Source organism: Vibrio taketomensis, from assembly GCF_009938165.1.
Lineage (GTDB): Bacteria > Pseudomonadota > Gammaproteobacteria > Enterobacterales > Vibrionaceae > Vibrio > Vibrio taketomensis.
Map to the genome: position 1 here is coordinate 1,203,797 of NZ_AP019649.1, position 12,667 is coordinate 1,216,463.

Below are 12,667 nucleotides of genomic sequence, written 5' to 3' on the forward strand. Positions count from 1 at the left end.
AGTTCTTATTAAAGTGTGTTCGAAAAAGATAGAGAACTTTTGGGAACGTTTGCGAAATGGATTTTTGAAGATTTATCGTCCATCGTCAAAGGGTAGTAGTGGTTTATGTGAGCTAGATCTGCTAAACATCTTCGCTAAATTTAGATTAAAAGGTAGAATTCAAGCCAATATAGACCTGTTTTTGCAAACATTCCCAACCAAAACAATAGGAAAGTGAATGGCGAGCTTACACGATGTGGCGAAACTGGCTGGAGTCTCTAAATCCACCGTTTCACGCGTAGTTAACAACGAATATGGCGTAAAAGACGCAACCAAAATCAAGGTAATGCAGGCGGTACAAGAGTGCGGCTATGTTGTTAACCAAGTGGCAAAAGATCTGAAAAGCCAAAAAACCAATCTGGTGGGTGTGATTGTGCCTCGCGTGGCCTCGAATGCCACATCGCAAGGTGTGGACGGGTTAAGTGCTGTCTTTGCGACAGCAGGAAAGCACGTATTGCTGGCCAGTTCTCAACAAGATTCAGCCAAAGAAATTGAATACATCCAGATCTACAACCAGAAGCGTGTAGAAGGAATTGTGTTGTACGCAACCCATATTGATATGGAGCTTGTGAATGCGATTAAAGGCTCAAAAGCGCCAGTGGTATTAGTGGGGCAGGATGGGTCTCTGTTTAATATACCAAGTGTGGTGCATGATGATTTGCGAGTGGGCTTTGAGGCTGGAAATCGTTTATTAGATAGAGGGTGCCAGCATATTGGTTTTGTTGGTGTTGATCCATCCGATATCGCGGTAGATAAATTGCGCTCTCAAGGCATTGAGCAAGCGCTACAGATGCGCGGTGCAAAGCCTCTTCTGTTTCATAGCCACGGAGAATTCTCCATTGAGTCTGGTTACGCACAAGTGAAACGCTTAATTGAAGAATTCCCGCAATTAGATGGCCTATTTTGTGCGACCGACCGTATTGCGGTTGGTGCGATTAAGGCATTGCAAGAAGTGGGTATTGAGGTTGGTAAACACATCAAGGTGTTGGGTGTTGGTAACGATGAACTGGGCTATGTGGTATCGCCAAATCTTTCTAGCTTTAGCTATCCATTTGTAAAAGCAGGAGAAAAAGGCGCTTCGCTATTGCTTGATCTGATCGAGGGTAAGCCGCAAGAAATGAGTAAAGTGGTGCTGACATTTGATAATGTTGAGCGCGAAACCTGTTAAATAAGGCTGTCTCGCAAAATTAAATTCTTAGCAGAAACTTGGGAAGCGTGAGCTTCCCATTTTTGTGCCTTTGATCACGTAATTTGGGGAATGTAACCATTCAATGTCTCTTGATGCTTGTTGATAGCGAGCAATTTCACTATTCTTGCAAACGTTCCCAATAATTTTAGGTTTGTTTGATGTCATTATCGTCGTTGGTCCAGATTGCTGGTGGTATGAAAAACGTCGCTCGAGTATTGGTGCCCGAGCAACGTTTGGTTTTAGAGGTGGTTGAACCTGCATTGATTGAATCAAGCAGTTCGCTGATTGCGTCGATCGATTTGGTTCAGGGGCAAACGCAGCTTTCATTTGTGCGTGATGAGACAATTGATGATGAGCAGTTGCTAGGATTAGGGAAGCAAATCGCTGAAATGCAAATCAGTAAATTGGCTCCTTTTACCGCTCCAACACCGTGTGAGCATCGCCCACAATGGCACATCTCTCCACCGCAAGGGCTGCTAAACGATCCTAACGGCTTTATTTTCCATAATGGTCAGTACCACCTGTTTTACCAGTGGTATCCATATCAGTGTGTACATAAAGATAAACATTGGGCACATCTAACCAGTTCAGATTTAATTAACTGGCAATGGCAACCTGTAGCGCTTACGCCATCGGATTGGTTTGATAGTCACGGCGTATTCTCCGGGCATGCATTAAGTAACAACGATGAGTTAATGTTGTTCTATACCGGCAACACACGTATTGGTGAAGAACGCGAGCGCCAAACGACGCAATGCTTGGCCACATCAAAAGACGGTATCGAATTTAAGAAATTAGGTCCGGTGGTACCCGAGTTACCTCCGGGTGTCACTGCGCATATTCGCGATCCTAAAATTATTCGTCGCAACGGTGAGTGGTTAATGCTACTTGGGGCGCAAACTACCGAACTAAAAGGGCGCTTAGCTATCTATCGCTCGCAAGATTTGCATCACTGGCAATTTGACAAGCTTTACGGCGATGAAACCGGCGATATGGGGTACATGTGGGAATGCCCAGATATGTTTGAATTGAATGGTGAGTGGTTCAGCATTATTGGACCACAAGGGATTGAATCATTCTCAAGCATGAACACGATTCCACATCATAACGGTTATTTTAAGACAACATGGCAAGATAGGGCGCCGCAACTAGGAGAGTTCGCTCATCTAGACTATGGATTTGATTTTTATGCCCCACAAACCGCGCTAACAGCCGATGGTCGCAGAGTACTTTCAGGTTGGATGGGACTGCCTGATGAAATTGACCAGCCAAGCAATGGTTGGGTGCATCAGCTTACTGCATTACGTGAATTGTCAGTACGTAATGGCAAGCTATGCCAATGGCCGATTGAAGAGATTGATCAACTGGTCGAACAACAATTGAATCTGAGTCTAAGTGCCCAGCCGTTAGAGGTTGGTACAAAGTCATTCGATCTTACGGCCACATTAGAGTGGGGACAAAGCCTCAAGCTGTTTGTTGGTGCTGACAGCGAGCTGACTATCGAAGCTCGTAGCGATACACGCAGCCTTGTTATGGATCGCACTAAAACTCTGAATCGTGCTGTAGACACGCAACGGGAAGTGCCTCTGGCTAGCGATAACGTACAGTTACGCATATTGGCAGACAATTCATCGGTGGAAGCCTTTGTTAATGGCGGTGAAGTGGTCATGACATCACGAGTGTTCACTCCAGCCAATGCTACCGCTATGTGCAGTGAAGGTGGTGACGTCAAGGTAATGGTAAAAACGCTCAAAGCCGCGCAAGCCCGTTTAATATCTAGTTAAATTGTTTACTATTCTAATAAGCCCCGCAGTGCGGGGCTTTGTTTTATCGTTTCTGGCTCAATTACCCAATGTATTCAGTCAGTGCTACTTGGGTTGGTAGTGCTGTCATTGCGCCTTTTTGTGTGGTTGCTAGTGCACCACAGCCGTTCGCCCATGTTACCGCTTGGCGCACAACCTCAATATTGTCCCATTCAAGGTGTTGAGATAGTTTCGCTAAAAGACCACCTACAAATGCATCGCCTGCACCCGTTGTATCAATAGGCTTCACCGCCTGACCTGAAATAAGCTCTTGTTCGCCGTTAAACAGTACCAGCGCACCTTTAGCGCCTTGAGTAATCAAAACTAACGCATTGTTGAATACGCTAAGTGCTTCGATACCTTGTTCTAATGAGTCGGTTTGAGTTAGATGCATTAACTCGTCATCGGAAAATTTAACGACGTCCGCGAGTTCAATCGCTTGGCGCACGACGGGAATTAATTCCTCTGGGTTAGCCCATACCTCTTCTCGTAAGTTGGGGTCAAAGCTAACAAAACCGCCAGCTTGTTTAATGCGGCGCATCGCTTCTAGTGTGGTGCTGCGGCTAGGTTCGTTTGCGAGCGCAATTGAACACACATGCAGCCATTCACCTTGGTTAAAACTTGGAATATCAGCAAGCTCTAAAAATTGGTCAGCGCTTGGTTTTACCATAAAGGTAAAGCTGCGTTCGCCTGAATCATCTAAATCGACAATCACGGTAGAGGTACGGTGTGCCTCATCAAGGAGCATCGCCTCGGTATTGACGTTTTCTTGGCTTAGTGTGTGCTTCATAAAACGGCCGAGTGGATCTTGACCTACACGGCCAAAAAACGCGGTATTACCACCCAGACGAGCGATGGCGACTGCAACATTGGCAGGGGCACCACCGGGGCATTTCAGATAGGTAGATTCCGTATCAGGAATCAGATCAACAACCGCATCACCCGTTAGCCATACTTTCATCGGTTACACCTTAAATTGGAGAATATTCACTTTGCTGATATGATTGCTAAAACGGTTTAGCAAATCAATTGGTAGGTTTAGTAAACGAAGGGGTATTGATCAAAAACGTGATCAATATCGTGATCTTTATTCACCAATAGTTACTTGAATTTACCTGAGTATAAAGATGGGTTTTTAGGGAAAGGCTCATGCTTTCCACTGACAAATATCGATGAAGCAGGTAGCATTGCGACCAAAAGTTCATTGCGATTTGAATTTACTCATACGGACGTAAAATGGGTCATAAAAAACTGAAGCTTGCCGATATTGCGGCGCTTGCTGGAGTCTCGAAATCTACCGTGAGTTTTGTTCTCAACGGTCATGCGGCAAAGCATCGCATAACGGAAGACACGGTTGAGAAAGTTAAACGTATTGCTGCGCAGTACAATTACACACCAAGCGTGTATGCACGAGCATTAAAAGTAAAAAAGACCTTCACGATCGGCCTAGTGATTCCCGATTTAGCTAATATGGGTTTTGCTAATACGGCCAAAGCGTTGGAAAGCTTGCTCAGGGATGCGGGTTATCAATTATTGATTGCGTCATCAAATGATGAGCCAGAGCAAGAGCAGCGAGTTGTCGAGCAGTTAGTTAAGCGCCAAGTCGATTTGTTATTGGTCGCATCATCAATGCCAAGCGAAGAGTTTTATCACGGGATCAAAACAGGGACGCCAGTCATTTTCTTTGACCGAACGTTTAAAGAGAGCCAATTTACCAATATCAAAACCGATGCTTTTCAGGCGACGAAACAGTTAGTTGAGCGCATGGCGAAGGAACTGGATGAATGTGTCTATATTGGTGGCCAAAGGCTGTTATCGCCAAGTTACGAACGTTTAGCTGGCTATCAAGCCGGGCTTGAACAAGCGTACCTTAGCTTTGATGAAAACCTCGTTTTTAAGCAAGACTACCAACCGCAATCAGGCTACGAATTGATGCGACAAGCGGTGAATACACTCGGGCGCACACCGCAAGCGGTATTCACTGCGTCTTACTCATTACTTGAGGGTGTATTGCGCTACCTCTCTGAGCACAAGATGCTCAATGATGAGATTCGCCTTGGTACATTTGATAACTATGACATTCTTGATTGCTTACCAATCAAAATAGATTCAATTGAGCAAGATAGCGGTAAAATTGCTCAGGCTTTATTTGATAAAGCGAATGAGCTGCTTCGTAATCCATTAAAAGAGCCAGAAACAGTGACGATAGCCGCTAAACTACACCTAAGAAGCAAGTCATAATGAGACCTCGCTTAGTTTTGTTGAGGTCTCATATATAACCGGCGAGGTTTTAACGACAAACAGAACGAGCCATGCGCGCGTAGGTGTGGCGAACCCCGCGTATTGCAATGCTGTATTCTCGAATATTTTCAGGTGCAGCAATACCAACAGCGCAGCCCGTATCACCAATATGATGCAGATCAGCACCAGCCATTTTACTCATTAGGGCGATTTGACGAATCGTTTCCACACTTGCTCCTTCTTGAGAGGTGCCAATGGCCGTCATCGCCATAATGCCAAGATCATGGGCGTAGTCGATAAGCTCAGCCGCATATTGTTGGCTAATGCCTGCAACAGTGCCAGGGGCTGGGATCAACACAATATCTACGCCGTTATCGGCAAACTCTTTAATATCTTGCTTAGTGATGATCTTTTCGCTGCGTGAGCGAAGAATGCCAGCAGCATGCATTTTGCCGGCAATCAGTACCATTGTCTGACCGATGGCAGAACGAATCGAGCGTAAGCTATGTGAGATTACCTCGTTACTTACACCATTGCCGGGGTTACCGGTGACTGTGATAAATCGTGCCCCCATTTCATACAGTTTTTGTGCATTTTCACCGGTGGCTAAACGGCCTGGAGATACTTGCCAAAAGTCTTTGTGGGCTTGCTCAAAATCAGGCGCTACCGCTTCTAAATTCACGCCGACAGCTCGACCAGTAAAGCGGGCCAATTCTTTCAAAAGCTGGCTGGGTTCGATATCACTGGGTAAGCCTTTTATTTCTGGTTGGTCGGCATCAAACAAATTGAGCAATAGCAAATCGGCACTTTGGCTTGCTGCCAATTCAGCATTACTTACCGAGACTAACATAGGCTGCAATGCGCCGATCGTTTCAGCCATCAAAATACGTCCTTCGCTCATACGCAGAGAATCAAGCAAACTTTGCCCTGATAACTGGGCAATTTCTGACGCAGAGCAATCTAAATAGCGTTTGGTCATACAACACCTCTAAACAAAATCGATAACCACGTACCTCTGTAAGACTCGTGGAGATTAACTGGTGTTGATGTTAGCAATAATGGCGTTGTGAAACGGGAGGTTGGCTACGTTTTGAATAATATTTGGGAGTTAAAACAGAATATTAGCCAGCTCAAAACGAGCATTCGATGCTTTATCTTCAGCTTGATACCAGTTTTTGGCATTTGATGACTTAAGCCTAATTGATCAAGCCGCTTTTTTTCTTCTTTGCTGATCACGACATAATCCAGCAAACTATCTAGGATTTCTCTTAATTGTTCTTCATTGGGTTTTGATTGTTTAAAGGTACGTTTAAGTTCACCAATAATCGCCACCAAAGGGACGACAGGTTCAAGTTCGGCATGTGTTGTATTAGTCACGCTTGATGAGCGACGGCAGTATTCTCTCGCTTGTTGCCAATCAGGCTTACCAGACTTAGATAAATAGCCGTGTTTAAAGCAGAAATAGCTGAAGAGAAACCGTTCAAGCATCGCCCAGCGCTGAAGACGGATCTCCAATAGAATATGTTGAAACTCAATGTCGATATCTGGCATAAGGGGCAATGGATTGTTGAATCAGGAGGGGAGTTTTACTGCCAAACAGGTAAGATGTAAAGTACCTGCTTGGCAATGAGGTTACGCTTGCTGACGACGAATCGCGACGATCAGTTGGCCAAGTAGCAATACCCCTGTGACCGCCAAACCAATCCCGATACCGCCCCAAATGCCGCCAAGTTGGTATGAATCCAATAACCACCATGCGGCGGGAATACCAAATAACCAATAACCAATAGCAGTCATGATGGTCGGGCCGATAACAATCTTCATTCCGCGCAGTAGATTGATAGCCAGTAATTGCCATGCATCTACCACAAATGCAAGTGCAACAACCCAAAGCACAGACACAAGTAACGCAGTGAGCTGGGCATCTAGGTTAAAGATATGGGCGATAAACTCAGGCCAGAGCATAAATCCACCCGCGAGAATTAAGCTGATCACCGTAGTAATGCCGAAGCTACGCACGGCCGTTTGCTTGATGCCAGTGTAGTTCTCAGCACCAAAGTCTTGGCCGACTAAAATTGCCGCGGCTTGCGAGAAACCAAAGTTAATGTTCCAAGTAAAGCTTAAGCATTGCAGTAAAATTTGGTGAAGAGCGAGTGCGGCAACGCCTACAGTGCCCGCCATCAAAGTACCGCCATAGATAAGACCGTGTTCAAGCAGTGCTGCTAAACCAATGGGTAAACCCATTCCAAGGAGTGGTTTGACTAAACCAACTGAGTATTCATCAAGATTTTTCCATGGGGCGAACGGTGCAAATTCTGCGCGTTGAAAGACCCAAAAAGCATAGCCAGCCGCCACAATTGTAGACGCTAACGCCGTGCCAGCACCTAAACCAGATAAACCGAATCCAAGCGGAAAAGCGAGCACATAACTGATTGGAATGTTGAGTAGGATCGTCGCGATAGACATCACCATGATTGAACGTACGTTACCAAATGCACTGGTTAAACCGCGTAAAATCAACAGGAATAGCGATGGCAACATCGCCCATTTAAGCGCATCGACATATTGCATTGCAGGTGCAATCACACTCTCAGGCTGGCTTGCTGTACGCAGTAACCAAGGGCCGAAAGAGAAGCATGCAATGAGCACAGCGGATAGTGATACCGCGAGCAGAACTGCCCCTTTGAGGGCAAATCGAATTTGTTGGTTACCAAAGTCTGGTCGTGCCACTCGCTGGCCGTATGCAATGGCAATGAGGTTGGCAACGCAACCAACCGTACTACTGGCGATAATGAAAATAAAGCTGTAAATCGATGCACCTAAACCACCAGCAGCAAGGTCGGCGATACTTAGGCGAGACATCATCCAAACATCGGTTAGAACCAATGCCATTGAAATCAACTGAGAGATGATAAGAGGAATGCTAAAAGTAATATCTTTCTCATGAGAAATTGGGCAGAAACTAAAAGTTGTTATTAAAGATTTGTGCCAATTAAACGATTAATTATTATCGCTATCAAATGATTATTATGCCACTCTAGTATGACTTCAGATCATGTGAAAATAATATGAAAGCCTACCCAAGTTTGCCGTTTAGTCATAACAGTTTAAAGGTGTTTGAATCGGTTGCTCGTTTGCTCAGCTTTACCCATGCTGCACATGAGTTGCATGTCACCCAAAGTGCGGTGAGCCGCCAAGTCAAAGCCTTGGAAACCGAGCTTAATGCGACGTTAATTGTGCGTAAGCATCGCTCTATAGAGTTGACTGAAAAAGGGATGGCATTGTTTGAAGTATTGCGCAGTAATTATCTTGAGCTTGAAGGTTTATTTGAGAAATGGTCTGCGCCAGAAAAGAAGCGTTTGGTGATCAAAAGCGCAGTCAGCTTTGCAACGCGCGTCTTGCTGCCCAAATTGTCAGAGTTGAATGAACGTTATCCAGACTATGAAATCGTGATTATTCCGGTCTTTGAGGGGGATTGGGATCTTGCTCGTGAACAAAGCGATCTGGTGATTCTAAATACCAAGCAGCCAAAACTGTATCGAGGACATCCTAAAGCGACATTTTTACGTGATGAATACATGGCGCCAATTTATACCTCGGTGGAAGGGCAAAGCCAAAAGTTATTACCTGAAGTATTGGCAATGCCACGTTTGCACGCGACCGATGATCACATGGATTGGAAATCTTGGCTGTCGCCACAAGATATGTTGGTCACACCTAGTCGGCATACTTCGTTTGTTAGCTTAGATTTGGCGATCAGTGCCTGCTTGTCAGGGCAGGGTGCAACAGTGACCGATTTGATGTTGGTGTTGCCTGAGTTAGAACGTGGTTTCTTGCGCACACCCAATATGACACCGATTCGAACCAGTGCTTGGCAATACTTTGCGTTTATGCCGCAAAAAAGTGATATCGCATTAGATTTGTTGCAATGGTTACAGGTTTTGTTTGAGGGTGAGCAAGCTCGATTGCATAGACTGATTGAAAAGTATCAATGGCGATTTCATTAATGTAACCATTGAGCCCTTATGTGTCGCAGATAACTGAGTAATCTACTAGTTACAATGTTTATCTACTATATGTGATGTCTGCATTCTATTTTTAACCTAAGCTGCTGTTTTATCGTACGCAGATTGGTTAGGGTAGTCATTGAGTAGTTTTTATAACTCGATATACAGAATAAGAACTATATTTTCATCTAGTTAACTAACTTTTATGGCATAGTTTGGTGCCGTGGTAGATGATTTAGTCATAGGTAACCAGTCATTCGTTTGAGGCGACATGTTAGAAACAAAGCGATTATTACTGAGACAATGGGAAGATGCAGACTATCCGCATTTTGCACGTATGTGTGCAGACCCTGAAGTAATGCGGTATTTCCCTAGCACGTTGAGTGAGATTGAAAGCAATCATCTTGCCGATAAAATTCGAGCGACGATTGATCAAAATGGCTGGGGCTTCTGGGCTGTAGAGCTGAAGCAAACGGGCGAGTTCATCGGTTTTGTCGGTATACATATGGTTGATGGCGAGTCCGGTATTCCAAACGCACCGCTTATGGAAATCAGTTGGCGGTTGGCTAAACATCATTGGCACAAAGGTTATGCAACAGAAGCAGCTGAACAGGCAATGCGCTACGCATTTTTTGTGTTAGGCATTGAAGATCTCTTTGCCTATACCTCCAAGCAAAATATCCCTTCCCAAATGTTGATGAAACGACTCGGCATGACCAATACTCGTCTGGATTTTAATCATCCTAAAGTACCCGATGGACATGAGTTACAAAACCATTGCTTATATCGCATAGATAAACAAGCATTGATGGCTGGTAATCTATTTGGTTCGATAAAGTAACTCAAAAGCTTTTGAGGTCTTCGATTAATTCATAGGTATATAAAGGGAAGATGTGATGAGTGATTTACCCATGCATAGTGGTAAAATTTACTATTCTGGTGATCCAAAATTAATTGCAGAGCAGCAAGAGTGTTTGGAGCTGCAGTACGATTTCAATCATACTCGTCCGCGTGAATCAACGCGACGTGACGAGTTGTTACGGCGTTTCTTTCGCAGTGTAGGTAAAGAATGTTATGTCGAGCCACCATTGCATGCCAATTGGGGGCGTAATACTTCAGTTGGCGACTATTTCTATGCCAATTTCAATCTTACCTTAGTTGATGATACCTATATTACGATCGGCAGCCATGTCATGATTGGCCCTAACGTCACCTTATCGACCGCTGGTCATCCTGTTGAGCCAGACCGACGCCGTAAAGTTGCTCAGTTTAATATTCCGATCACGATTGGCGATAATGTCTGGATTGGTGCAAACGTGGTTGTTTTACCGGGGGTGAGCATTGGTGAAAACAGCGTAGTTGGGGCAGGAAGCATTGTGACGAAAGATATTCCACCAAACGTTGTGGCAGTAGGTAATCCATGCCGAGTGTTACGAGAAATTGGTGCGCGTGATAAAGAGTTTTATTTTAAACAACTCAGTTTTGAAGATGCTTAATAGGTTCAATAGTATTGCTGCAATATTGTCTTTCGCACAGGCATATAGCGCGTACTTACTTCATAATGATCAGATAAAAATCGAGATTATCCAATGGGTGGTCTCGATTTTTTATATACCGCTTTATTTTTATTGTTAGCCATTAGTGGAATGCTAGAGCCGCTATCTGGCTTATCGTTGATAAAAGGGGGTCGTATTTCCATATTTGCATGATGTGGTGTGGTTGTTTTCTTTGGCCATACTTTTCCCTATCAATCTGTATCTACTAAAACGGATTCGTCATACGAATATTGCGCGATTAATCAATAAAATAACCTCATTAGTTTTCTCAAACGAAGTTGAATGTTACTTTTAAATTTCTATGTATTGAAACTGTTAAATGGAATTTTAGGTAAGTATGAGCAAAAAGTATTTACTCGTGACCAGCGATGATTTTGGGATTAGCCACAGTGTTAACCAAGGTATTTTGCAAGGTTTTCAGCGAGGACTCGTCAGAAGCAGTAACTTTATGGCAGCTGCGCCTTGGTTTCCGGAAGCGGCAAGACTCGCGAAAACGCATCAATTGCCTATCGGTGTTCACGTTACTCTCACCAGTGAATGGACCAATATGTCGTGCGCACCAATTACAGGTGCGAAGTCTTTGACTAATGAACTTGGCTATTTCTATTCTGATTATCAATCATTGCTACCAACGATTGATATCGAAGATGTAAAAAATGAGTATCGTGCGCAAATCAATCGAGTAATCGCAAGCGGTATTCAACCGACACATATTGATAGTCACATGCTGATTGATCTCTCTTATCCAGGTTCGGAAACCTATCAGTTTATCGCTGATGCGATTGAAGAAGTTGCTGCGGAATATGGGCTGATTTATACCTACGCAATGAATAACGGCAAACTGAAGTATTTTGACCAACGTTTCGAGTTGACGCATAAAACATTGGAACAAGTAACGGACGTGCTGGCTCAGTTTGAGTCAGGTATTTTCCATATTATTTGTCACTGCGCGTTGGATAATGAAGAGCAACAAGCACTCGCACTTCCGGATGAGTCTGTCTATCGTTGGGCTTCCAAGGTAAGGCAAAACGATTTGGATATCGTTAGCTCATTAGAATTTAAGAACTTTGTAGAAGAACAAGGGTTTGAGGTAATAGATATTCATAAAGTGATCGAACTAAATCAACGTTAATTGATATAATTAGGCGAGTATCATAGGGCTTAGGTCAATAAAACCAACCGATGGAACGGGAGATAGACGGTTTATTTCCAATCTATCAAGGCGATTTCTATGGCAATTAATCTGATTATCCTCAATACCGAACAAGCCAAGGAAACTCAAACTGAGTTTAACCAGTTTCTTTCCTTGGTATTTAAGCAGCCGATGCAGTTGGTACTGACTGATGAATTTGATTGTGCTGTGATGGTAAGGGATAACGATAGGCTGTGTGCTTGTGGTTTTGGCTACATTCGTTCGATGTCGCAAGGAGATGTAAATTTCCGCGCTGGAATTCTGGGTGGAATAGCGGTACACCCAGAATATCGTGGTCAAGGGCTTGCTAAAAAAGTGGTAAATGCACTTGGTAGCCAACTGGAAATCCAGCAAGTGAAGTATTCATTTTTGTTCGCCTACCAACCTCAAATATACACTAGCGCAGGTTATTCGGAATTAACCGCTCCCATCCATTTTTTCGATACGCCACAAAATCGTTGGAACCAGTTTGTTTACCGTGGAGGCATGGTGAAGTCTCATACCAATGCCTGCTTGTCTGAGAGTGAACAGATTGAGTTTTCAGGTCCCGTATATTGAGAGGGTATCAATGTAGATTGATATTGTAATGAGTACAGTGTCTTTGTGATTGTTGCTTAACCGATATTGATGCGATTGTGAGC

General features: G+C 44.0%; 12 protein-coding genes. 8 read left to right on the top strand and 4 right to left on the bottom strand.

Going from position 1 to position 12,667, the window contains the following annotated elements; all coding sequences use genetic code 11:
- Positions 1–217: 217 nt before the first annotated feature.
- Both Vt282_RS05605 and Vt282_RS05610 read left to right on the top strand, forming a co-directional pair.
- Positions 218–1,207, top strand: a complete 990-nt coding sequence (locus tag Vt282_RS05605; RefSeq protein ID WP_162062790.1) for a LacI family DNA-binding transcriptional regulator — start codon at positions 218–220, stop codon at positions 1,205–1,207.
- Between the two features lie 179 nt (positions 1,208–1,386).
- Entirely contained in the window at positions 1,387–3,012 is a 1,626-nt protein-coding gene (locus Vt282_RS05610; protein ID WP_162062791.1) for a glycoside hydrolase family 32 protein, read from the top strand.
- A 61-nt stretch (positions 3,013–3,073) separates the two neighbouring features.
- Here the strand turns inward: Vt282_RS05610 and Vt282_RS05615 are convergent, their stop codons facing one another.
- Positions 3,074–3,991 carry an aminoimidazole riboside kinase gene (locus tag Vt282_RS05615; protein WP_162062792.1) on the bottom strand — a complete coding sequence of 306 codons (918 nt, stop codon included), beginning with the start codon at positions 3,989–3,991 and terminating at the stop codon, positions 3,074–3,076.
- 275 nt (positions 3,992–4,266) lie between these two features.
- Between Vt282_RS05615 and Vt282_RS05620 the strand changes: the two genes are divergently transcribed.
- Positions 4,267–5,271 (top strand): substrate-binding domain-containing protein, encoded by a 1,005-nt coding sequence (locus tag Vt282_RS05620; protein WP_162062793.1) that lies wholly within the window; start codon positions 4,267–4,269, stop codon positions 5,269–5,271.
- 49 nt (positions 5,272–5,320) lie between these two features.
- On the opposite strand, the gene Vt282_RS05625 is transcribed toward Vt282_RS05620, so the two are convergent.
- From Vt282_RS05625 to Vt282_RS05635, 3 genes are all read right to left on the bottom strand, one after another.
- Positions 5,321–6,250: a DUF7916 family protein gene (locus Vt282_RS05625; protein ID WP_162062794.1), complete on the bottom strand. Its 930-nt coding sequence runs from the start codon at positions 6,248–6,250 to the stop codon at positions 5,321–5,323.
- Positions 6,251–6,354: 104 nt separating this feature from the next.
- Positions 6,355–6,822 carry a hypothetical protein gene (locus Vt282_RS05630; protein ID WP_232055111.1) on the bottom strand — a complete coding sequence of 156 codons (468 nt, stop codon included), beginning with the start codon at positions 6,820–6,822 and terminating at the stop codon, positions 6,355–6,357.
- A gap of 81 nt (positions 6,823–6,903) precedes the next feature.
- Positions 6,904–8,163, bottom strand: coding sequence for an MATE family efflux transporter (locus tag Vt282_RS05635; protein WP_162062795.1), 1,260 nt, complete (start codon positions 8,161–8,163; stop codon positions 6,904–6,906).
- A 176-nt stretch (positions 8,164–8,339) separates the two neighbouring features.
- Between Vt282_RS05635 and Vt282_RS05640 the strand changes: the two genes are divergently transcribed.
- The 5 genes from Vt282_RS05640 (at position 8,340) to Vt282_RS05660 (ending at position 12,584) form a co-directional block, all read left to right on the top strand.
- On the top strand, positions 8,340–9,278 hold the full coding sequence (locus tag Vt282_RS05640; protein ID WP_162062796.1) for a LysR family transcriptional regulator: 939 nt from the start codon (positions 8,340–8,342) through the stop codon (positions 9,276–9,278).
- 271 nt (positions 9,279–9,549) lie between these two features.
- Positions 9,550–10,119: a GNAT family N-acetyltransferase gene (locus Vt282_RS05645; protein WP_162046558.1), complete on the top strand. Its 570-nt coding sequence runs from the start codon at positions 9,550–9,552 to the stop codon at positions 10,117–10,119.
- Positions 10,120–10,174: 55 nt separating this feature from the next.
- Complete coding sequence (locus Vt282_RS05650; RefSeq protein ID WP_162062797.1) at positions 10,175–10,774, top strand: sugar O-acetyltransferase; 600 nt, start codon at positions 10,175–10,177, stop codon at positions 10,772–10,774.
- 397 nt (positions 10,775–11,171) lie between these two features.
- Positions 11,172–11,966, top strand: a complete 795-nt coding sequence (locus tag Vt282_RS05655) for a carbohydrate deacetylase (protein WP_162062798.1) — start codon at positions 11,172–11,174, stop codon at positions 11,964–11,966.
- 99 nt (positions 11,967–12,065) lie between these two features.
- Positions 12,066–12,584 (top strand): GNAT family N-acetyltransferase, encoded by a 519-nt coding sequence (locus Vt282_RS05660; protein ID WP_162046555.1) that lies wholly within the window; start codon positions 12,066–12,068, stop codon positions 12,582–12,584.
- The last annotated feature ends 83 nt before the right edge of the window (positions 12,585–12,667 follow it).